We start from the raw sequence: 22,632 nt of genomic DNA, 5'->3' as shown, positions 1-22,632 counted from the left end.
TGTTTTTTTATTCTTACCCAAGCTAAAATCAAAAATCTCGTCTTGGATACGGCTTTCCGTAATGAGATGAATACCCAAGTTGATAATTTAGCAGTGTAAACTCTAACCAATAAACTTCTTTTTATCCAAAAAATACGTAGAACTACGTATACATGGTATTGGATATTGTTATAGCTTTATAAGCTATAAAATGGAACTTAATTCCTGTTTTTGGTAATATACTTCCCAAAAACAGGAACATTTGTCTTCATATAACTAGTTAGGTGTAATTGTTGAAAAGAAAATAATTTAAATAGTATAATATGACAACTGCAGAAAAAATTAATATAGGTTTATTAATAGTCAATTTTTTAATGTTTTTGGCTATGTTCATTACTTTATTAATTCAAAATAAGGCAAATAAACAAAATCAAAAATCTATCATAAATTCTAATTCACAACTAACAAATTCTATTCTTAGTTTAAAAATACAAATGTTGACATCAATTGTCGAAAATAAACAAAATCAGTTAAAGGTACTTGATAGAAGTAAGGGAATTGAAGATCAAAAAAAAATTGATAGTTTAGCAGAAGAGATAAAAGAACTAACTGATGTATTAACTAATCATTTAAAGGAAATATAAATGGAAAATAAAGTAAACGTTTTTGAAAAGTTTAATGAAGGTAACTTAATGATTGATGATATAACTGATATTTCTTCATTTAGTTACTATATACGTTTTACAGAGATATCATCGTTATCTGAACAATCTGTGAAAAGTACAATTGCAGATTTATGTATATCGGAGATAATTACCAAACTCAAGGAGGAGAAACTCTTTAATTTTGATGATGTTAAAGTTGATTTAGAGAATAATATTAAAATTAATTATTCAGATGATATTTTTGGATTTCAATTAGAAATTGGTAAAAATTATTATGGATTTCAGAGGTCTGGTTCAAATTTGAATAATTTTCTTAAGACTGTTGATAAATTTTTTGATTTTTTTGTCAATTTATATAGACAAGTCTCTACTTATATTGAAGGATTAGCAAGTAATATTATTTTTATTCCTTATAGTTGTCATTATAATTTTCAGTTTCAATTAGAAAATTTTAAACCAACAAATAAAACACAAAGAAAGCAAATTCCAAATTATGAACTTATGGAAAGAATTATTCCAGCAATTGGAAGTAAATCTAGCCCAATAAGTAAAGTTGGCTTCGATTCAAGAGGCAGGACGGACATAAAAGTATCTGGAAAACAGAACATATCTAATATCATATGGCTAACATGGTTAGATATTATGGCTCCATCTAATCAAAATTGGTCTACCATAGATGTTACGTTAGAATTTCAATCAAGAGTTACTACCCAACCTGATGGCTCAAGAATTCCATTTGATACTAATTCGATTGAGGCTTGGAAGGATATTTTTTTAGTATTATTAAAAGAGAAGATTTTTAACGGTTTTTTAAAAGATTGGCTCAATGATGTATCATTTAAAAGTATTCGTTAGTTCTTAAACTACACCTAACAACGTGTATAACCCATTGTTTACTTTGTGTGCTCGGATACGAGCAAAGCGAGCTGGCGTTAGCAAAACCCTACAAATTTTCCTCCGATTCATTTCCTTTCACTAACTTCGTCACAAGCCATACATGATCACCTTGATAAAACTTATAAAAACGAGCACTTTAATAGTATGCCTATTGACAACAATCCATAGCTATGGTCAAACTATAACGAAGGAAGATTTCAAGACTGTAACAGGAGCTACGTTTTCTATAATTAAGCATATTGAAAAATCCAATGTTGATGATTTAAAACTAAGCGACTCAGAAAGTGAAACATTGAAAGCGCAAATTAAAAATGCAATACCAAATACATCTATATATACGCTACCTCATTTCTACTTAACCGAACGTTCGAATACCTTTAAAATGGTTATCATCTGTTTTGAAATTATAAAAAAAGAGAATGAAGACTTTAATCGAGGTAACTATTATTTTGTGATTAAATCAACGGTAAACATAAATCCTGAAAGTACAGTGGTGAGTTTTTATGATTCAAAAGTTTATACAACTTCAGAAGACATAAACACTTGGTGGTTGTCCCAATGCAAGGACTATCTCTCAGAAACTAAAAAAGTTTATGAAAAATTTGACTTTGTTCCTCCGCCTCCTCCACTTCCTCCTATAGACTTAAAATAACGTTTATCACAAATCGTATAACCAACTACCAACCCTGCATCCTATAAACCACATAAGGCCCTATCATTGTCCAAATAAGAACAAATATCCATACGCGTCCTTCGAGAATATTATAATCGTTAAATAATTTGCTCCAAGAATGACCTGCAATATAGTGTCCAAATAGAAACTCAAAAACAACGGTACAACCTAACCAAAACACACCTAATTGTAAGGCGTCTTTAGCAGATTCAAGTTTTAAAAAGCGCAGGAGGATCCAAATGTATAATCCAAACAAAACAATGAGCGTCACTGTAGATAATTGATGTGCACTCAATTCTTTAAAACGATTTGCTAAAACTTTCTCACGAAACAATCCGTTTAAAATAGCGATAAACACCATAGGAATCCAAGCGAGTAGGTATTTCCACATCATTGATCTTTAATTTAATTTTCAACTTAATAGAATAACTACAAGATACAACTAATTGCTCCATCTTATGTGTTCATTAGTAATAAACACACCAACCCAACTAGCAACGGAATGATATTTGATGCGACTTAGGAAACTCACATCATGAAAAAATTTATCATTCTTCTACTCTTGAGCTTGAGCTTCAACTCGGTCACTGCAGATTGCACATCCAAAGGCATGTATTTCTTTCCCGATACCAGAGAGATTAGCTTAAATTCAATGTTTATTATTCAAGGTTATGCCTTTAGTCAAAAAACAATAAACGGTTTTAAAGAGCGCACTATTTATCTGGAAAGTGAGCATGGTGAATTAATTGAACTACACCTTCAAGATATTTTAAAAGGACAAATGCAATTAACACAAGCTATTTTTTGCCCTGTTTCCGAATTAAAACCCAATACAACCTACGTCCTTAAATACACAGACCAAACCAACAGTGAAGGCGCAGAAATGATGAAATACAATCGTAAAAAAAAGAAAAGAGAAAAAGTCTATTGGACGACGACTGGTAATACATCAAGTACGCCGCTCCATTCTAACCTAACACTTGAATTTAAAACCTCTGAAGTGGCTTACTATGGCTGTGGACCATCAGCATACGCGATCTTTAAAATTAAGAACATGCCAGAATCTGAAGTTTGGTTTAAAACAGAAGTCATAGAAATTAGCACTAATACAAGTACGACGTTTTACTTAATAGGAAGAGAGGACCAATTGTATATCGGACACGGCATGTGCTCGGGAGCGTTTCGGTTTAATGGAAAAGGCAAGTATAAAGTGAGATTTACACCAATGAACATAGATGGAAAATCGCTAACAACAACAGCGTGGAAACCATTTGAAAGTCCGTTCGCGACTGCTAAAAGTCCGTTTGGAAATTAAAAACCTTACGCATTTTCCTACATTATGCTTTTATTTGCTATTTTAGTTCTAACCAATTAAACACAAGATAGAATAACGCTTAAACCATTTGAGACAAACAACCAAAGACATACTAATTTTCGTATTTGCCTTTTTCGTCATTTTTACGATTGGCTTTGTGTTTTATACCTTGTATGACGTTCAGCGTAGCTATAATAAACCTTTTAATGAAACTTCAGAATTGGTGGTAGAAGTCAAACCACAAACAACACCAAACTTAAAACTAGCTGAGTTTCTTGAACATCCTATCGACTTACACGATTTTAAAAACTCAAAAGACATTAATTATACCACGACAGGTGTTACTAATGGTAAGTCTTATTATTTTCAGCCGAACATTAAAGACTCCATTTTCTATTTGTATAATTATCCTACCGAGAACTTTACCGATGTTAAGCGCATTGACCAAATCATCGTCTTTAAACATGGCAAGAAGAAACATACTTATGATGATGACACTGAAATCTTAATTGAACTGCGAATCTTTAATAGCGATGATAATCTCAAACAAGCGAATCTTGTCGGACGCTCAAAAGCGGAACTCGAATCGGAATTTGGTAAGGCATATCTTATGGTAGATAACCACATGGTGTATGCGCACAAAAATAAGGTTTTGATTCTAACGCTTAAAGATGCAGAAGTTAGCTCCTATAATTATATCAAGTTAAATACCGAGACTATTAATCATGGTCTTATCCAACACATAATAAAATAAAAAATCAAATTACAAACCAATCAAAATTCATTAGTACATGACACGAAAAATCACAGCCCTTTTTTTAGCAAGCATCATTTTATTATCAACCAGTTGCGCTAGTATTGTTAGTAAATCAAAGTATCCTATTTCCATTGACAGTTCTCCTTCTGGAGCAAAAATTACGATTACTGACAAAAAAGGTAATGACGTTTATACTGGTAATACACCAGCAACATTAAAACTAAAAGCGGGAAACGGTTATTTTTCTAAGGCCAGATATGAGGTAAAATTTGAAAAAGAAGGCTATGATGTTAAAATTGTTCCTGTTGAGTTCAAACTAGACGGATGGTATTTTGGGAACATTCTTATTGGTGGATTGTTAGGAATGCTCATAATCGATCCAGCATCTGGAGCCATGTACAAATTGGATACAGAATTTATAAACGCCACCTTAACACAATCTACAGCTGGCATTGAAATGGACGGATTAAAAGTGTATGCACTAACCGATATTCCAAGTGAATGGAAAGCACATTTGGTGGCTTTGGATAAATAATAGTATCTTCATAAGGTTAATCAAAATAGATCTTTAATCATGGATGACATCAGCTGGCTTTCAATGGTTTTAGCAACGCTAATGCCAATACTAATCGGATTTCTCTATTACCACAAAAATGTGTTTGGTAATGTATGGTTAGATACTATAAGTACCAGAGAGAATCAAACAAAAAAACCAAATAACATAGTGACACTTATCGTTGCTATTCTATTGTCTTTCTTTCTGTCGTTTTTTCTTTTGAATTTTAATAACTCTGGGATTAATCAGGAAGGTGATTTTGACACCTTTGCGCATGGTGCTTGGCATGGGACATTCATTGCTGTGACAACAGTTGCTCCTGTTATTGTAGTCCAAGGTTTTTTCGGACGCAGAAAATGGAAACATATGCTTATTAATATTCTCTATTGGATGATTACCTTGGCACTAATGGGTGGAATTTTGGATAGCATGAATCATTGGCAAAACATTCCAATGCCAGATGGGTTTTAATGGGAAGGGAAAAATTAAATAATCCGAAAACACCCTAGAACACTATGTCCTTTCGGTAATTATAAACTAAAAAAACCTGATAGTAATCTATCAGGTTTTTTTAATTGGTTCTATTTTAAATTCTTCTGTAAGAATTTAGAAATATAATTAGCAATTTCGTCACCTTTTTCCTCTAAAGCAAAATGCCCAGTATCTAATAAATGAAACTCTACATTTTTCAAGTCTCTCTTATAAGGATAAGCACCTTCAGACGGAAAAATAATATCATTCTTTCCCCAAACAATTAATGTTGGTGGTTGGTACTTTCTAAATAGTTTTTGCCACTTTGGGTATAAGCTTACATTAGTACGATAGTCATAAAACATGGCTAATTGAATTTCATTATTCTCAGGTCTACTGAGGTGTTGCAAATCGATATGCCAATTGTCAGGACTCACTTTAGAGATATCTTGCACGCCATGAGTATACTGCCATTTTAAACCTTCTAATGAATGAAACCCTTCAAGTGCCTTTCCATTAGCTACAGTATAATCGTTCCAATAAGCTCTTAAAGGATTCCAAAACTCTGTTAATCCTTCTTTATAAGCATTCCCATTTTGCACTATAAAAGCTTCGACGCGTTCAGGATGTCTTTCAAAAATTCGGTATCCTATAGGTGCTCCATAATCCATTAAATACAAACTGTAAGTGTCAACGTTAAGTTTCCCTAAAAATTTTTCTATGATGATAGACATATTTTCAAAAGTATAGTCAAAATCTTTCATAGCAGGTTGCGAACTTCTCCCATATCCAGGGTAATCTGGTGCAATTAAATGATACTCTGATGACAGATCCTTCATTAAATTACGGAACATGTGAGATGATGTTGGATAGCCATGTAATAAGACTAAAGTAGGTGCATTTTTAGGGCCAGCTTCTCGATAAAAAATATCCAAGCCATCAACTTTCACAGTATTAAAGCTGGTAGGATAGGTTGTCTTAGAGTTGTTCTCTTTGTTTGATTGACCTTGAACTAAGATTGTACTTAGGGTCAAAATAAAAATCATTGCATAAGTTTTCATTGTTTTCATTGTTTTTAGTAATTGTGATTATATTTAATTACCGAACATTCGGTAAAATTTATATTTAAATTTTTTTAATGATACCTGTTTCTTATGTTATCCAGGATATTCATAAAAGGCTCTGTTGATCCAATCGATTTAGACAGTACAAGACTACCTTGAATATCAATAAACGTTTGATTTGCTTTTTGTGTGGCTTCTTTTTTATTCATGCCTTTGTCCACACCAAACCTTATAAAACCATTGATCCAAAGATCTATCCCTTGTTTTATTTGATCTCCAAACAAAGAAATTCCAGAATCAAGGGAAAGTGATCGATACATACAAGTTTCAAGACCTCCATTATACATATCATTTATACTAGAAAGCACTGTATCAAGTCGTTCGCTATGTGATATATTCTCATCCACAAGTACTTTATAAATACTTCGTTCTACCATGCCTTCTAAGTGCGCGAGTACTGCAGAGGCCATATCCTTTTTTCCTCCTTCAAACCTGTGATAAAGACTTGCCTTTTTTAATCCTGTCGCTTCAGATAACTCTTTAAGACTAGCACCATCATAACCTTTAGATCTCATAACAGACATTAGTCCGTTTAACATTTGTGCATCTTGTACTTTTTGTGGTCTCATAGTGCAAATGTAGAACTATTTAGTATTTTACCAAACGTTCGGTTATTATTTAACATTTTATTAACTAATAGCATCGATTAAAACCTATTACAATCCCAAAACCAACCCAGGATCTGAACAATTCTCTTTATAAAACTCCAAATCCTGCCTAGAGCACACACCAGGATAATCCCCTTTGTGTCCTTGTAAATCTTTAATAATCTGAAAGTGTAAATGCGGCGGATAATCACCATTCACATTAGCATCGCCTAGCGTTGCTAGTTGTTCGCCTTGTTTGAATTGTTGTCCGACTTTTAGGTTTTGGATAGAGGCCAAACTTAAATGTCCGTAAAGCGTGTAAAACTCTACATCTCTCACGTTATGCTTTAATAGTATTGTAGGACCATAATCGCCAAAATTGGTATTGTTTTGAAAGCTATGTACTTCGGCTTCCAGAGGCGCATAGATTGGCGTGTCTGCAGCAATCCATAAATCGAGTCCTAGGTGAATATTGCGTTCGGTATCAAGATTGTCAGCATTAAAAAACGTGCTACGACTATAGATATTTCGGGTTTCCAAATAACCACCATAAGCCACTTGGCCCTTATGTTCTTTAATATGAGTATTGATATAAGCACCTAAAGTTTCCGAAGAAGAGACATCGACGGTTTTTAATGCTTCGTTAGTAATTGATAAATCTAAAGCCACATAGTCCGATTTTGAAATAGAAGGATCTAAAACGTAATGAGCTTGTTGACCTAATTGAGATAAGATTTGAGAAAACGCTTTAGAAGACATGCGTATTATTTTTCTCAAAAATACATGAAATGAAGACGATTTGAAAGGCTATTTTTAATTTCCGCCTCACATCGGGAAACGTATCTATATATTTATTGCTTCAATACCACATCACTAAATTTAGCGTTGAGTACGATGGCTTTAGACCCATTACCAGTTTCAATGGTTCTTTGAGTAGCCATTTCATTATTTAATCGCGAACGATTGCCTTTAAAATACACGCTATAATCTGTTCTTGGTAATTTGATGACGGCCTCACTATTCTCTAAAACCACATTAAGGTTACTAAACGAGTCTGTAATATTAGAAATAGACAGGTCTCCGAAACTTCCATCAATAATAGCATTACCAGTAAGATCATTAATATGTAAATCTGATGAGTTGCTATTGAGTCTCAAAATACCAACTGTATTTAAATGTGCATCTTCAACATATTTTAAGTTGAGTTCTCCATTACTCCAAGTCACTACGTCGACTGGAGAATAAGACACACTGATGGAAGTCTCGCTTCCATCAATGTGATTTGCTACTAGTGTAGCGTGTGATATATCTGCTTTTAGGTTGTGTATTACCGAAGACATTTTTAACTCTCCATGTCTTACATTTAAATCCAATTTAGCATCTTTAGGCATTTTGATTTTGATCGTTCTTTTTACCTTATCGCTTCTCATTTCTAATCGTCTTGCTAAGCTCTCACGACGTGCTTCATGCGCTTCTCTGCGTGCTTCATGGGCTTCTTGACGTGCCTCGTGACGCTCCTCATGACGTTTCGCTAGTTTTTCTCTACGCTTCTCCATCTCCTTTTCACGTTTGGCCATACGTTTTTCAATCTCCTTACTTCTCATTTCCATTTCTTTTCCATACTTCTCTCCCCATACTTCCATTTTCTTAGACCATTCTTTATCAAATTTCTTTTCAAATTCTTCGCCCCAAGCTTCCATTTTCTTGGCGTAGTCCTTACCAAACTTTTTTCCAAACTTCTCTCCCCATTCTTCCATACGTTTTTCATAAGAAGAAAAATCAACTTTCGCCATTTTTCTTCCCCACGCTTTCATTTTCTCACGATCTTGAGCTGGATACTCTTGACTCCATTTTTCTAAATAAGCTTCACCATCTTTTTTATAAGCTTCGGTATCAAAACTGATATTGTTAACCCCTTCTGGTAACTCTGGCAATTCTGGTAGCTCAGGCATTTCAGGAATTTCAATATTTGCCAATTCTGGCATTTCTGGTAATTCAGGCATTTCTGGCATTTCTGGCAAGTCTCCTAAGTTTAGGTCACCTAAAACCTCCAGTGCCTCAAGTTCTTCTAAATTAATACGCAAATCTCCTAAACGGTCCCATGATCCATGTGATCCGTGAGATGTAATCTTCACATTACTTCCAGAACCTTCTACCTTTAAATTCCAGTCTTCAAGTGCTTCTTGTAGTTCTTCTTTAGATAATTTCTCTCCTTCAATATAGGCTTCAATTTCTAGTGTGTTCTTATTCCATGTATCAATCTCTATTTGTACATAGCTGGTGTTTAAGTCAATGGTTACATCTTTGGTAACATCAATTTTCTTCGACACTTTCGTTAACTTCTGTTGTGCTGAAACACTTATCGTGAAACAGAAAAACATTAGTAATAGTAGTTTAAATTTTGTTTTCATGAGATTATTATATTTTTTTAATTTGTCACATGCTACATCTAAGCTTTTCTATTTATCATTTTTAGAACAAACTTATCTGTTAGATGTTTCATTGTATTATTTTTAATTCTGAAATAGGATGCTTTTGACACCTTGTGATTAACAGTTCAGAGTATTAGGTTTTTATAACTCCTTCCGAAGTATTTAAATCATGTAATTGTTCTTTTAAGCGATACAATAAATTAAGACGTAACTTTAAATTATCTATCAATGCGCTTACTGTTAATTCATTAGGACCGTTATTGGTCAATTCAACCGATAAACGTTTGTACTCCTGATTTAACTCGGCAAGTCTTACAACATAACCATCAAACAATTCTTTGTTCTCAGGTGTTTGTTTCACTTTAGATAACTCTAAATTAATGTTAGCTAAATAGTAATCTTCCACCTTTTTTAAATCGGGTGAAATATCACCTAAAGATTTAAGCTGCTCCTCTTTTGCAGGATCGTCATTGCTTACAACCGTATTTTCAATAGACTGTGGTTGATTAAAAAACTTATAAGCTCCAAACGCTAATCCAATTAGAATGACAATACTCGCAGCAATTTGTAGCATACTGAAACGTTTTTTGATCGTTTGTTTTTGCGGTAATGCCTCATCTAATTTTTTAAGAAAGCGTGCTTCATGACCTTCGCTCATTTTTAATCGCGACTGCTTCTGCTCTTCTTTAAATAAATTTCTAAGATCTTGTGCCATTTTTAATAGGTATTAACAGTTCTTTTAATTTCGATTTTCCCCTAGATAGTTGTGTACGAGATGCAATTTCTGTGATGTTTAAAATTTCAGAAATCTCTTGATGATCGTATCCTTCGACCAGATATAATGTCACTACATAGCGATATTTGTCTGGTAACTTTTGAATAGCCTCTTTAATCTCATCTAAAGTCATTGTATCATCTACTAACCATTCGTTTTCATAACTCGAGTCGACTACTTTTAGGTGCACCTCATCCAATTCTTGCAAATGCTGTTTCTTGGATTTCAAACAGTCGATACTCTTATTAACTACGATACGTTTTAACCAAGCTCCAAAAGTCACTTCAGCTTTATACTGATTCAATTTTGCAAATGCTTTAATAAAGGCTTCTTGTACGATATCTTCAGCTTCCATAGAATCCTTTACAAATCGCATGGCAACTGTGTACATACCATCACAATATTGATTGTATAGTTTTAATTGCGCAGTTCGATTATTCTGCTTGCATTGCTCAATGATGTCAACTTGAAATGTATTCAAATCTCTTTTGGTTTGGTTGAGTTCACTTTAAAGACGACACAAAAAAGTGAGTGTTGCAAAATTTGCGTGATTTTTTTAAAAATAATAAGAAATTTATACAATTTCGCGTTAAGTAGTTACTTAAGATTTCAATTTAATTTATCTTTGATACTTATTTTAGTTTCAATCTTGTTTTTGCTATGAATACCTTTTTAAAACGCCTACTTGTTACATTATCTATAGTCGCCGTTGGTCTCTTTTTATATTCTTATTTTGTTGAGGATATTTTTTCTAATCGTTTGAGTCCGAAAGACACTGTCGAGTTTAAACTCAATAACGATTTAAAACTAGAAGTATTCTATAATAGACCCTCTAAAAAAGGTCGTGAAATTTTTGGTGCTCTAGTGCCATACAACAAAGTTTGGCGAACTGGAGCAAATGAAGCCACCACTTTTGAAACGAATAAAGACTTGATGATACAAGGCATCTATTTACCTAAAGGAAAGTATACCTTATGGACGGTTCCTAAGGATTCTGTTTGGAATGTCATTTTTAATAAAAAACAGTATCCGTGGGGAGTTGATGAAGAAATGCAAGTGATGTGGGACCCTAACTATGACATTTTAGAAATTGACGTTCCTGTAGAAAAATTAGACACCACAGTTGAACAGTTTACTATCGCCTTTGACAACTCAACAGATAATCTCAAACTTACTATGGCTTGGGATAATACAAAAATAGCAGTACCTTTAAGTGTATTAAAAGACAAAAAATAAACGAAGTTTGTCAAAAAAATCTAAATCGTCTGCTTTACATGAAAAGGATGGTGTTTCGCAATCTGATATCACCAATGCTTCTTCTATAAAAACAATTCAGAAGAAAAGACGCCTTCAACCTAGCACTCAAGATTTAGTTTCTGAAATTTTAAACGGAAATATCACTTCGCTTAGTAGAGCGATTACTTTAGTTGAAAGTGCTAACCCAAAGCATTTAGAAAAGGCACATGATATTATAACGCACTGTTTACCATATGCCAACACATCGGTTCGTATTGGAATCACTGGTGTTCCAGGTGTTGGAAAAAGCACATTTATTGAAGCCTTAGGTATGCATCTTACAGCTATTGGTAAAAAAGTGGCTGTATTGGCCGTTGACCCAAGTAGTAGTTTGAGCAAAGGCAGTATTTTGGGTGACAAAACACGTATGGAAGATCTTGTAAAAAATGACAACGCCTTTATTAGACCTTCACCTTCTGGCACATCGCTTGGTGGTGTGGCTCGTAAAACGCGTGAGACTATTATTCTTTGTGAAGCTGCAGGTTTTGATACGATTATTATAGAAACAGTTGGTGTTGGACAAAGCGAAACCGCTGTTCATAGTATGGTTGATTTCTTTTTATTGCTCAAAATTGCTGGTGCGGGAGATGAGCTTCAAGGTATCAAACGCGGTATTATTGAAATGGCAGATGCTATTGCTATCAACAAAGCAGATGGTGAAAATTTAAAGGCAGCTAAACTTGCCAAAGTTGAATTTAACAGGGCTTTGCATCTCTATCCGCAAAAAGAGTCTGAATGGCAACCTAAGGTAACGCTTTGTAGTGCTTTACAACGTGAAGGTATTGATGACTTATGGACGTTGATTTCAGAATATATAACACATACAAAGTCTAATGGTTTTTTTGAACACAACAGAACAGAGCAAAATAAGTTTTGGTTGCTTCAAACTATTGAGGAGCGTTTAAAATCTGATTTTTTCAATCAGTCAACCATAAAAAAAGAACTCAAGGCTCAATTACAATTAATTGAAGAGGGAAAAACAACCCCGTTTGTTGCTGCAGACTATTTATTCTCTCTTAAAAGTTAGCCTTATACCATTCTACTTGCTTCTTTACAGCTTCTAACAATGTTGTTTGCGGATTGTAATCTAATAATCGCTTTGCTTTATCAATATTAGCCTTTGTACGTGATTGATCACCTGGACGTTTAGGAATGACATTAATTGCTATAGGCTTTCCTAAAACAGTTTCTACAGTTTCGATGCCTTCTTTAGTGGTATGCTCTACTTCAGTCCCTAAATTAATGATCTCACCCTCAACTTTTATTTCATTATCGATCACACTTACCACACCATCAACAATATCGTCTACATAGGTAAAACTTCGTAGATGTTTGTCGCTACCTTCAAATAGAGGAAAGGCCTCATCTTTTAAACCTAAGGCAATTAATTTTGTATACATTTTTTCTGGGCGTTCACGAGGACCTATTACCGAATATAAACGCAATGAGCACGCTGGTAACTTTTTCTCTCGGCTTTTTTGAAGTACTAATTGCTCGGCTGCTAATTTAGTGACACCATAATGCGATGCTGGTTTAGGCACATAGTCTTCGGGAAACGTCGCCTCAAGTCCATAAATGGAAGAGGTCCCTATATTGACAAATAATTTCAGGTCTTTACATCGTTCTGCAAAATCGATCAAATGTTTTGTTGCAATAATATTATTGCTAAAATAATCTTCAAAAGTAGAGGATTGTGAAATCCCTGGTTGTGCCGCAAAATGAAAAATATAGTCAATGTCTTTTGGTAAAACACTAGCTAAATCATCGTCACGTAAATCTTTCTTTAAGATCGTAATTCCTTTTTGGGTCAAGGCTTCGGCATTGAGCTGCTTTAGTTCTAAACTGTAATAGTTACTAAAATTGTCTAAACCAATAACATCATGTCCAAGACTTTGCAAACGTTCTGCTGTATGAGAACCTATAAAACCAACTGCTCCAGTAACGAGTATTTTCATTGATACGAATTGAAGTCACAAAATAACAATTTTTATATCAAACCAAATCAACAGCAAGCAGATTAAAAAGAATATTTTTGTAAGACTAACTTTTAGTAATGGATTATACATTTACCATAATTGTTCCTGTGTTTAATGAGGAAGCCAATCTTATTCGTTTAGAAAAAGAGCTGCTATCCTATCTAAACAATGCTTCGTTAAAGACCAAGGTGCTTTTTGTAAATGATTGCTCTACCGATAACAGCCAGTCCATGATAGAATCTATTTGCAATACAAACGTTGCTTTTGATTATATTCTGTTTTCTGAAAACAAAGGCTTAAGTGCTGCACTAAAAGCTGGTTTTGATCATATTGATACACCTTTAATTGGGTATATTGATGCCGATTTACAAACATCGCCAGACGATTTTAATTTACTGCTTGAACATATCGAAGATTATGACCTTGTCACAGGAGTTAGAGTAGATAGACAAGATCGTTTGATAAAAAAACTATCCTCAAAAATAGCCAACCGCATTCGAAGAGTATTTACAAATGATGGCATGCAAGATACAGGCTGTCCACTAAAGGTGATTAGAACAGATTATGCCAAACGAATTCCAATGTTTAAGGGTTTACATCGTTTTTTACCTGCTATGATTTTACTTCAAAAAGGTACAGTAAAACAAGTCCCTGTTAACCATTTTCCCAGACTAGCAGGTACTTCCAAATTTGGCTTACGCAAACGATTACTATCTCCTTTGACTGATTGCTTTGCCTATCTTTGGATGAAAAGAAAAACTATAGATTATACGATTAAAAAGAAAAGCTTTTAAAGTTATTTCAGCTGATATTTCGTTTGTAAATATTTATCCAACTTATAAAACAGGAATCCTGAGAACACGCCAAATAACATTCCACTAAGTACATCTAATGGATAATGTACGCCAATATAAATACGACTATACCCCATTGCTATTGCCCAGATTATCATAATGTATGGCAAAAACCTATATTTAGATTTTAGCATAAAGCTAGTAAATACTGCTACAGCCATAGAGTTAGAGGCATGACCAGAAAAATAGCCATATTGACCACCACAATAACTTTTCACGAGCCTGAAGAGCCCATCAATATCTTCATTATGACAAGGCCTTAATCTCATTACCAGCACTTTTTTAAACAGATTAGTCATTTGATCTGTGAATGTAATCATTAATGCAATGACCAATAAAGTGAGTAAAAACATCTTGGTATTAAGGCGTTTATACATTAAATACGCCAAGACGGCATAAAATGGAATCCAATTGAATTTGGTCGTATAAAACATCCAAAATCCGTCCCACGCTTCTGTCCCAAGGTTATTAAGGTAGATGAATAATTCGGTATCTAGTCTTGCTAATTCTTCTATCATTACTCGTCGTATCGTGCTACTTCTCTGTCATAGAAATCTGTTGCTGCCTGAATTAAATTTTCGGCCTCACTTTCAATTTCCCTTTGATCCTGTTCGTCAAACTCCTCAAACCATTCCACATCATCATCTTCGAGGTTTATGATAAATCTAGGAAATTCGGTATGAATGACATAGATTGCATTCGGATGGTCTGTATTATCGCCTAATATGAATTTTGGTAGTTCCATGTTATTCTGAGTCGTTAGTATTTGACAAAATTAACTTTTTCGTGAGATAATTGAATCTAATAAATAATAATATTGCAGCAGTTGTTAAACCTGCCAATAAACCTAACCAAATCCCAAAGCTTCCATACGCCTCTTCTTTTCCGAGGAAATAACTAATAGGAAACCCAACTAGCCAATAAGAAATAAACGTGATAATGGTAGGTATCTTTACATCTTGCAAGCCTCTTAACGCACCTAAAACCACCACCTGAATACCATCACTTATCTGAAATATAGCAGCAGCGATCATCAATTTTGCAGCTATTGAGACTACTTCTGTATTATCTAATAAATTCTCACTATCGTCAAAATCTACATATAATTTTGGGAGTTCGTCATGAAATAAGAAGAAAACAGCCCCAAAACACACAGCTAATAGTGTGGCTAATAAGAAAATAGAAAATGCAATTCGTCTCAGTTCAAAATACTTATGCAATCCTTTTTGGTTTCCAACTCTAATCATAGATGCAACACTCAACCCCATTGCCACCATAAAGGTCATTGAAGATAAGTTAAGTGCTATTTGATTAGCAGCTTGAGGGTTTTTTCCCAGTAAACCACTTAACCAAATAGCAGCTGTGAAAATGGCTACCTCAAAAAACATCTGCATCGCACTAGGTAAACCTAAATTGATAATTTTCCGAAGCATTAATTTCTCTAAAACAAAAAACTTAATATTGGTCACAAAGGCTTTTGATTTTTCTTTTTTTGTCAATAACCACCAAAGGTATATCACCATAATAAACCTTGAAGCTAAAGTACCATAAGCAGCTCCAACAATACCAAGCTCTGGAAAACCAAATTTTCCAAATATCAACACATAATTTAAAATAACATTGACAATATTTGCTATAATAGTTGCATACATAGGATATCGCGTCATCGATAATCCATCACTAAACTGTTTAAATGCCTGAAATACAATAAGTGGGATAAGCGAAAAAGCAACTAAATTTAAATACGGTAACGCTAACTCAACCACTTCAACAGGTTGCTTCATAAAGTACAGTAATGGCTTTGCAACAAATACAGATAGAAACAATACAACGCCTAGAACAGTACATAGAAATAATCCATGCTTAAATGAAGATTTTCCTTCTGAAAAATGGTCTGCTGCATCAGCTTCGGCTACTAAAGGTGTGATTGCTGTAGAAAAACCAATACCTATAGACATTGCTATAAACATAAAGCTGTTTCCTAAAGAAACTGCTGCCAACTCGGCAGTTCCCAATTGCCCTACCATGATGTTATCAATAAAGCTAACAAAAGTATGACCAAGCATTCCAAGAATAACAGGAGCTGCTAACTTAAAATTATAGTTGAATTCTTTTGTGTACTGTGATAAAACCAAGTGATTATTTTTAAAGTGCCAAAGTTAATGCATTTGAATTGGCTATAGTCTAAGCTCTGGTAATTTTAGTAATATAAAATTCAATTGTTTGATTTCTATAAAGTTATAAACTTAAATTGTTAATAAGTTGACTAGGAAATTAATGAGATAATTGGCTTAAACACTTATTTTTATTCCCGACAAATATCTTATTGTAGTAGGTTAGGTATTTGGGGTAGAAACTTTTTTAGCTATTATTTTAGAGGGATTTAAAAATTTTTTTGTTAAAAAACGTTTCACGCAAAAAGAGGATTCGTCCTCTTTTTGCCGTTTATAGACCTTTTTAAAATTGCCTATCTAACCATTCTTTAAACTTGTATGCAGTAGGAAGTGGATCTTTTAAAAACATCTTAACTTCAGTATTATTTAAAATAAATTTTCTTTTGAAAATAAACCAAGGGCGTCGCTTAATGGATTTAAGAACACCTTTTAGACGCATATAATTAATTTCATCAAATGTATTGGTACTAATGGCTTTATTTAAAGCTAGCTGAATTGATAAATGCGGAAAGTTTATTCCTGCAACACGCGAGGCATCTACGCTTCCCCAAAAACGCGCATTAATTTCTATAAGTTTAAATGTATGAGTGGCATTGTCAAATCTGAGATCTAAGTGTGCAACACCAGACCAATTGAGTAAAGCCATAGTATTTTTAGCAACGGTTAGCACTGCTTCGTTCTTTAAAAAATCAAAACCTAGCTGTGGCGCAAAGTCATTATGCCCTTTTAAATTCCCCTTTTGAATGGTATATGCTAAAACTTTACCGTTAAGGCACAGCACACTGCAATCTATATCATAACCTTCAATAAACTCTTGAATAAATAAAGGTGAATTCTTAACGTCTAAATGCATAGGGAAATTAGACTTTGAACTTACTTTTAGTATACCGTCACCACCCTTCTGACTCAAAGGCTTTATTAAAATTGGAAACCGAATATCGGCCAATAGTTCTTGCTTTTCTTTTTCTGAAGACACAAAAAAAGACTTTGGATGCGCAATAGTATGACTATTTGAAAAATCACTAAGCTTATGTTTATTCGTTGCTATTTCAAAATCTTTCAGATTGGGTAAAGGAATTACCTTTGCTTGCTGAGATATTCTATCCTTATAATTAATAAAAAACAAAGTCTCGACTTCGGCAACAGGAAGTATAACATCAATCGCATTTTTTTCTATTTCAGAATTGATAATTCTTAACCAAGACTCATCATTTGGTCGCTTAAAAAATGTATAGTAGACTGTATATTTTGAAAATTTTGTAGCTGTTCTTTTCTCGTTAGATAAAACAAACAGTTTGTAATTGTCTATATGAGATAAGCACTGTATAACAGACAGCGCCCAAGTACTATTGCCGTCTGGAATTAGAACGTTCAATTTAGAACTCATTAATTAATAAGGGTCATTATTAATAGCACTAAATATACTATTTTTTTAAAGTTTAATCTTCTGAGTCATCTTTTGAGCTTCTTTAAACTCGGTAATCATATCGTCAACAATCTGAGCAGCAGGTTTGATATCATGTATTAATCCAGCAATCTGGCCTATTTCTAATTCACCATCTTCTAAATCACCTTCAAACATTCCTCTTTTAGCTCTGGCCCTTCCTAAAAGTTCTTTTAATTCTTCAACTGTAGGTCCAGATTTATAGAGTGCTTGCACTTCATTATAGAACTTATTTTTTATCAATCTAACTGGTGCTAATTCTTTTAATGTTAATTGTGTATCTCCTTCTTTTGCATTGACTACAACCTCTTTAAAAGCTTGATGTGCTGAAGATTCTTCACTAGCAACAAAACGACTTCCAACTTGAACTGCATCTGCGCCTAGTATCATGACAGCTAACATTATTTGTCCATTGGCAATTCCTCCAGCCGCAATTAGAGGAATATCTAATTGCTCTTTCACCATAGGTATTAATGTTAAGGTTGTTGTTTCCTCTCTTCCATTGTGCCCACCAGCTTCAAAGCCTTCGGCGACTACAGCATCTACTCCAGCTTCTTGTGCTTTTAATGCAAATTTCACACTGCTCACAACATGTACAACTGTTATTCCCTTTTCTTTGAGCCAATTGGTCCAAGTTTTTGGGTTTCCTGCAGACGTAAATACAATTTTGACACCTTCTTCAACAATGATATTCATAATGTCTTCAATGTTGGGATATAGCATTGGCACATTAACACCAAATGGTTTATGTGTTGCTTTCTTACATTTCTGAATATGTTCGCGAAGGACATCAGGATACATAGAGCCTGCTCCAATTAAACCTAAAGCACCTGCATTACTGGCTGCAGAGGCTAATCTCCAACCGCTATTCCAAATCATTCCAGCTTGAATAATTGGATATTTTATATTGAAGAGTTCGGTAATTTTATTTGCCATTTAAGATTTTATGAGTTTGATTGTTTTTGAGGCGTCTCCTGATTGAAATGACATGATGTAAACTCCTGCAGACATTGAAGACACATCTAATTGATGTCTTGATTGTATGATTTGTTGTTCTAAAACTGTTTTTCCAAGAATATCATAAATTCGAAGTGTTGTGACATCATTTGCTGAAGGTACTTGAATGTTCAATACATCTATAGCCGGATTAGGAAACACCTTGAATTCAAATAATTCTTCTTCCTGTACAGACAGACCAATATCTAATGCTAATTGAAGATCTGGTATCCCGTAACCTAAAAAATAATCTGGTGTGGTATATTGAGAAGCCGATAATCTCACATATTGTTTAATCTCTTCATGGGATGCATTTGGTAGGGCTTGCCAAAGCGATGCAATACCACCTGCCATGATTGGTGAGCTAAAAGAGGTTCCATTATTGCTTATTATTGTATTAGTATCTGCAACAACAAAACTTCCGCTTCCTTGTGCAACAACATCGGGTTTTTGTGTAGGTTGTATACCACTTCCCTGAGAACTAAAGATGGCATAATTTCCATTATCATCCACAGCTCCAATACTTAAAACACCGGCAGCATCTGCAGGTGCTCCTACTCCACTAGCACCAGAATTCCCAGCAGATGTCACTACTAAAATTCCTTTTTCATTAGCAATATTAGCGCCTCTAGTTACAAATGCAGTAAGGCCATCTAAATCTTCATTTGCATAACTGTAGTTGGCATTTTGATAGGTTTTGTAGCCCAATGAACTATTAATCATATGTACACCAAGACTATCAGAACGTTCAGCTGCTTCTACCCAATAGGCTTCCTCTACTGGTGTTTCACTACCAACGTCTTCGGTTCTAAATAAATAATATGATGCATCAGGTGCTGTGCCAACAAATTGATCCTGCACAAATCCTGCCATATCGCTCAGTACTCTTGTTCCGTGATCACTTGTTGTAAATTCGTAGACGTTATCATTTCTATCCACAAAATCATATCCTCCAAGCAAATCGCCATTATCTCTTAATCGTTGAAAAGCTCCCATAGTATCTACATTGGAGAATCCTGAATCTAAAACTGCTATAATAATACCTTCTCCCGTAAAATCATCGAGATGCAACGTATGTGCATTAATCATTTCAACCTGATTTTGAGCATCACCATAATTAAAAGTAACCGTATTATTTTCTACTAAAAATTTATCGTTAACCGCAGCAAATCTTGTAGACGCATCTAAACTGTTATCAGCAAAATCAACATAGTCCACAAAGTCAAAATCATCAACTAAAGCATTAATATTGACTTCGCTACCACGAACATAAACCGCATTAAACCATTTAGACTTTGCAAAAACAGTAACTCCTGTTTCTGGTGCTTTCAACATAGAAATGTAAGATTCATTCACAGGAACATCGCGTTCATCAATCGCAATACCATGTGCATTTTTGCGATCAATAGCTTGTTGTGTTAAAATTGAAATTGGATTATCTAACGACGCTTGAACATTTTCTTTGGCATTAAAAAATACCCAGGCATCTTGTTGTGCAAAGACATTGTACTGGCATAGCACAATACAAAGGAGTAGGACTTTTTTCATAGTAATTAATATTTCATTTAAAAACACTGTCGTTTTTAAAGGCAATGATTAAGATTTCTTTCTTGCAATTTAAGAAATTACTCCCGAACCTACTAATTCGTCATCAAGGTACCAAGCCACAAACTGCCCTTCTGTAATGGCAGATTGCGCATTTTCAAATTCTACAAAAAGACCATTATCAACTTTATACAATGTAGCTTTTTCTAAGGGTTGTCGATATCTGATTCTCGCATTTACCAGCATGGTCTCATCCATATCTAAGGCTAAATCCTCACGAATCCAATGGAGTTCATCATTACTAACAAACAATGCTCTTTTCAATAATCCAGGGTGTTGTTTCCCTTGACCAGTATAAATTACATTTTCATCAACATCAGTCTCTATAACAAACAATGGTTCTACGGTCCCACCAACAGCTAAGCCTTTTCGTTGCCCTTTGGTAAAGTAATGCGCGCCTTGATGCTTCCCTACAATAGTGCCATCTGCAATAGCATAATCAATCTTTTTTGTTAGATATTGAAGTTCTTTTTCTTTAGAATCAAATACTGGCATATCTAAACTATAGAGCTCTTTTTCCTTAGGTATCTCAACAATAACCCCTTCTTTAGGCTTTAATTTTTGCTGAAGAAATTCTGGCAATCTCACTTTCCCTATAAAACACAGTCCTTGAGAGTCCTTTTTATCTGCAGTCACCAAATCTAATTTAGCTGCAATATCGCGTACTTGAGGTTTAGTCAATTCTCCAATAGGAAACAAGGCTTTTGATAATTGCTCTTGCGATAATTGGCATAAAAAATATGATTGATCTTTATTAGTATCAACACCTGCAAGTAGTTGATAGATTTGTTTTCCGTCTTTTTCTATCGTTCCTTTTCTACAATAATGACCTGTAGCAACATAATCTGCACCAAGTTCTAAAGCAATTTTCATAAAAACATCAAACTTGATTTCTCTATTACAAAGAACATCAGGATTAGGCGTTCGTCCTTTTTGATATTCATCAAACATATAATCAACAATACGCTCTTTATATTGTTCACTTAAGTCTACAGTTTGAAAGGGAATACCTAGCTTATCAGCGACTAACATCGCATCGTTACTATCGTCTAACCATGGACATTCATCTGAAATCGTAACAGAATCATCATGCCAATTTTTCATAAATAAGCCAATTACTTCATAACCTTGCTCTTTTAATATATAAGCTGCAACGCTTGAATCAACACCTCCTGAAAGTCCGACTATTACTCTTTTCATACTGCAAAATTAATAAATTATAATAGCAACATGATATCTGTTGCTATTATAATTAACTATATAATGTATTGACTTTGACTATTGTTTTTTAGGGTTTTTACTTCGTTTTGTATGGTCTTTACTATTTACGAGTTTTCCTTTTTCATAATAATTCCAAACCCCATGCTTAAGTCCGTTCCTGTAGGTTCCTTCTGCTTTGATATTTCCATCAGCATCATAATACTTTGACACACCATTGAGTTCATCATTTTGATACTCAAATATTTTTAAAGGTTTTCCGTTTTCCGCATACCAAGTTGATGTACCTTCAAGTTTACCATTAGAGTAGTAGGAGTGCTCGGCTAATTTTCCATTTGGATAATACACCATTTTTTCGCCTTCAAGTTCTCCTCTATTATTATAAAACTCAGTAGATAGAATTCCATCGGTTTTATTATGATAATACATCCATTTACCGATGTAAAGCTTACCATTCATTTGTCCTTCGCTAATGAGCTTTCCCTTTGACGACATAAACTTCACAACAGCCTTATTATCAGCGTCATTAAACTCTTTTGTAGCGCTCAAAACGCTTTTACCTTTATTAAGTGTATAGAACTTAAACGTACCAACTTCCTTACCATGATTAAACTGACCTTCATAACGCAATTGTTTAGTCTTATCAAAGTACTTTTTCCAAACACCATGCCTTTTTCCGTTGCTATCAAATTGATTTACAGAATCTTGAGCATAAGAACTTAAACAAACAACTGTTAAAATATATATAAAAAAATGTCGCATTTTATTATTTTGTTTAATCATTTCATAAATTTGTTGAACAAAATTATTTATTATCAGTAATGTTGAACAACAAAAA

The 22,632-nt window shown here is 34.0% G+C and carries 26 protein-coding genes; 10 read left to right on the top strand and 16 right to left on the bottom strand.

All coding sequences use genetic code 11. From position 1 onward, the window contains the following. Positions 1-302: 302 nt before the first annotated feature. The 3 genes from KWG70_RS11220 to KWG70_RS11210 all read left to right on the top strand — a co-directional run bounded on the left by KWG70_RS11220 (position 303) and on the right by KWG70_RS11210 (position 2,193). A complete protein-coding gene (locus KWG70_RS11220; RefSeq protein WP_230936124.1) occupies positions 303-623 on the top strand; it encodes a hypothetical protein in 321 nt (106 codons plus the stop codon). Continuing rightward, positions 624-1,499, top strand: a complete 876-nt coding sequence (locus KWG70_RS11215) for a hypothetical protein (protein WP_230936123.1) — start codon at positions 624-626, stop codon at positions 1,497-1,499. Between the two features lie 193 nt (positions 1,500-1,692). Then, complete coding sequence (locus KWG70_RS11210) at positions 1,693-2,193, top strand: hypothetical protein (RefSeq protein ID WP_230936122.1); 501 nt, start codon at positions 1,693-1,695, stop codon at positions 2,191-2,193. A 25-nt stretch (positions 2,194-2,218) separates the two neighbouring features. On the opposite strand, the gene KWG70_RS11205 is transcribed toward KWG70_RS11210, so the two are convergent. Continuing rightward, positions 2,219-2,608, bottom strand: coding sequence for a hypothetical protein (locus tag KWG70_RS11205; protein ID WP_230936121.1), 390 nt, complete (start codon positions 2,606-2,608; stop codon positions 2,219-2,221). Positions 2,609-2,749: 141 nt separating this feature from the next. Between KWG70_RS11205 and KWG70_RS11200 the strand changes: the two genes are divergently transcribed. From KWG70_RS11200 to KWG70_RS11185, 4 genes are all read left to right on the top strand, one after another. Further along, positions 2,750-3,529, top strand: coding sequence for a hypothetical protein (locus KWG70_RS11200; RefSeq protein WP_230936120.1), 780 nt, complete (start codon positions 2,750-2,752; stop codon positions 3,527-3,529). A gap of 88 nt (positions 3,530-3,617) precedes the next feature. Further along, positions 3,618-4,283: a hypothetical protein gene (locus tag KWG70_RS11195; RefSeq protein WP_230936119.1), complete on the top strand. Its 666-nt coding sequence runs from the start codon at positions 3,618-3,620 to the stop codon at positions 4,281-4,283. A 37-nt stretch (positions 4,284-4,320) separates the two neighbouring features. Beyond that, on the top strand, positions 4,321-4,821 hold the full coding sequence (locus tag KWG70_RS11190; RefSeq protein WP_230936118.1) for a PEGA domain-containing protein: 501 nt from the start codon (positions 4,321-4,323) through the stop codon (positions 4,819-4,821). A 39-nt stretch (positions 4,822-4,860) separates the two neighbouring features. Then, positions 4,861-5,313: a DUF1761 domain-containing protein gene (locus KWG70_RS11185; protein WP_230936117.1), complete on the top strand. Its 453-nt coding sequence runs from the start codon at positions 4,861-4,863 to the stop codon at positions 5,311-5,313. A 110-nt stretch (positions 5,314-5,423) separates the two neighbouring features. Here the strand turns inward: KWG70_RS11185 and KWG70_RS11180 are convergent, their stop codons facing one another. From KWG70_RS11180 to KWG70_RS11155, 6 genes are all read right to left on the bottom strand, one after another. Further along, positions 5,424-6,383 carry an alpha/beta fold hydrolase gene (locus tag KWG70_RS11180; RefSeq protein ID WP_230936116.1) on the bottom strand — a complete coding sequence of 320 codons (960 nt, stop codon included), beginning with the start codon at positions 6,381-6,383 and terminating at the stop codon, positions 5,424-5,426. A 65-nt stretch (positions 6,384-6,448) separates the two neighbouring features. Beyond that, the gene (locus KWG70_RS11175) at positions 6,449-7,006 is read right to left on the bottom strand and encodes a TetR/AcrR family transcriptional regulator (RefSeq protein WP_230936115.1); all 558 of its coding nucleotides are present in this window, start codon (positions 7,004-7,006) and stop codon (positions 6,449-6,451) included. 87 nt (positions 7,007-7,093) lie between these two features. Next, a complete protein-coding gene (locus tag KWG70_RS11170; protein ID WP_230936114.1) occupies positions 7,094-7,783 on the bottom strand; it encodes a peptidoglycan DD-metalloendopeptidase family protein in 690 nt (229 codons plus the stop codon). Between the two features lie 92 nt (positions 7,784-7,875). After that, positions 7,876-9,435: a hypothetical protein gene (locus tag KWG70_RS11165; protein WP_230936113.1), complete on the bottom strand. Its 1,560-nt coding sequence runs from the start codon at positions 9,433-9,435 to the stop codon at positions 7,876-7,878. 154 nt (positions 9,436-9,589) lie between these two features. Then, positions 9,590-10,171, bottom strand: coding sequence for a hypothetical protein (locus KWG70_RS11160; protein WP_230936112.1), 582 nt, complete (start codon positions 10,169-10,171; stop codon positions 9,590-9,592). Further along, entirely contained in the window at positions 10,155-10,712 is a 558-nt protein-coding gene (locus KWG70_RS11155; protein ID WP_230936111.1) for an RNA polymerase sigma factor, read from the bottom strand. The genes KWG70_RS11160 and KWG70_RS11155 overlap by 17 nt, the downstream gene beginning before the upstream one ends. Positions 10,713-10,891: 179 nt before the next feature. Here KWG70_RS11155 and KWG70_RS11150 point away from each other — a divergent pair, with 179 nt between their 5' ends. Next, on the top strand, positions 10,892-11,467 hold the full coding sequence (locus KWG70_RS11150) for a DUF2911 domain-containing protein (RefSeq protein ID WP_230936110.1): 576 nt from the start codon (positions 10,892-10,894) through the stop codon (positions 11,465-11,467). A gap of 7 nt (positions 11,468-11,474) precedes the next feature. After that, positions 11,475-12,554, top strand: a complete 1,080-nt coding sequence (meaB, locus tag KWG70_RS11145) for a methylmalonyl Co-A mutase-associated GTPase MeaB (protein WP_230936109.1) — start codon at positions 11,475-11,477, stop codon at positions 12,552-12,554. On the opposite strand, the gene KWG70_RS11140 is transcribed toward meaB, so the two are convergent. After that, the gene (locus KWG70_RS11140; RefSeq protein WP_230936108.1) at positions 12,544-13,482 is read right to left on the bottom strand and encodes an NAD-dependent epimerase/dehydratase family protein; all 939 of its coding nucleotides are present in this window, start codon (positions 13,480-13,482) and stop codon (positions 12,544-12,546) included. The genes meaB and KWG70_RS11140 overlap by 11 nt on opposite strands. 98 nt (positions 13,483-13,580) lie before the next feature. Between KWG70_RS11140 and KWG70_RS11135 the strand changes: the two genes are divergently transcribed. Continuing rightward, positions 13,581-14,297: a glycosyltransferase family 2 protein gene (locus tag KWG70_RS11135; protein ID WP_230936107.1), complete on the top strand. Its 717-nt coding sequence runs from the start codon at positions 13,581-13,583 to the stop codon at positions 14,295-14,297. A gap of 2 nt (positions 14,298-14,299) precedes the next feature. Here KWG70_RS11135 and KWG70_RS11130 read toward each other — a convergent pair whose 3' ends face one another. From KWG70_RS11130 to KWG70_RS11095, 8 genes are all read right to left on the bottom strand, one after another. Beyond that, positions 14,300-14,875 carry a phosphatase PAP2 family protein gene (locus tag KWG70_RS11130; protein ID WP_230936106.1) on the bottom strand — a complete coding sequence of 192 codons (576 nt, stop codon included), beginning with the start codon at positions 14,873-14,875 and terminating at the stop codon, positions 14,300-14,302. Continuing rightward, positions 14,875-15,102: a hypothetical protein gene (locus KWG70_RS11125; protein WP_230936105.1), complete on the bottom strand. Its 228-nt coding sequence runs from the start codon at positions 15,100-15,102 to the stop codon at positions 14,875-14,877. The genes KWG70_RS11130 and KWG70_RS11125 overlap by 1 nt, the downstream gene beginning before the upstream one ends. 1 nt (position 15,103) lies before the next feature. Further along, entirely contained in the window at positions 15,104-16,492 is a 1,389-nt protein-coding gene (locus KWG70_RS11120) for an MATE family efflux transporter (RefSeq protein ID WP_230936104.1), read from the bottom strand. Positions 16,493-16,814: 322 nt separating this feature from the next. Continuing rightward, complete coding sequence (locus KWG70_RS11115; RefSeq protein WP_230936103.1) at positions 16,815-17,918, bottom strand: ATP-grasp domain-containing protein; 1,104 nt, start codon at positions 17,916-17,918, stop codon at positions 16,815-16,817. 45 nt (positions 17,919-17,963) lie between these two features. Further along, the gene (locus KWG70_RS11110; protein ID WP_230936102.1) at positions 17,964-18,911 is read right to left on the bottom strand and encodes an NAD(P)H-dependent flavin oxidoreductase; all 948 of its coding nucleotides are present in this window, start codon (positions 18,909-18,911) and stop codon (positions 17,964-17,966) included. Then, positions 18,912-20,519 carry a S8 family serine peptidase gene (locus tag KWG70_RS11105; RefSeq protein ID WP_230936101.1) on the bottom strand — a complete coding sequence of 536 codons (1,608 nt, stop codon included), beginning with the start codon at positions 20,517-20,519 and terminating at the stop codon, positions 18,912-18,914. A 69-nt stretch (positions 20,520-20,588) separates the two neighbouring features. Next, a complete protein-coding gene (gene mnmA / locus KWG70_RS11100; protein WP_230936100.1) occupies positions 20,589-21,776 on the bottom strand; it encodes a tRNA 2-thiouridine(34) synthase MnmA in 1,188 nt (395 codons plus the stop codon). A gap of 78 nt (positions 21,777-21,854) precedes the next feature. Continuing rightward, a complete protein-coding gene (locus tag KWG70_RS11095) occupies positions 21,855-22,556 on the bottom strand; it encodes a toxin-antitoxin system YwqK family antitoxin (protein ID WP_230936099.1) in 702 nt (233 codons plus the stop codon). Between the last annotated feature and the right edge of the window lie 76 nt (positions 22,557-22,632).

Origin of the sequence: Psychroserpens luteolus (genome assembly GCF_021032705.1) — a bacterium.
GTDB lineage: Bacteria > Bacteroidota > Bacteroidia > Flavobacteriales > Flavobacteriaceae > Psychroserpens > Psychroserpens luteolus.
Note: the sequence above shows the minus strand (reverse complement) of the source record. Positions and strands in the feature narration are given on the sequence as shown.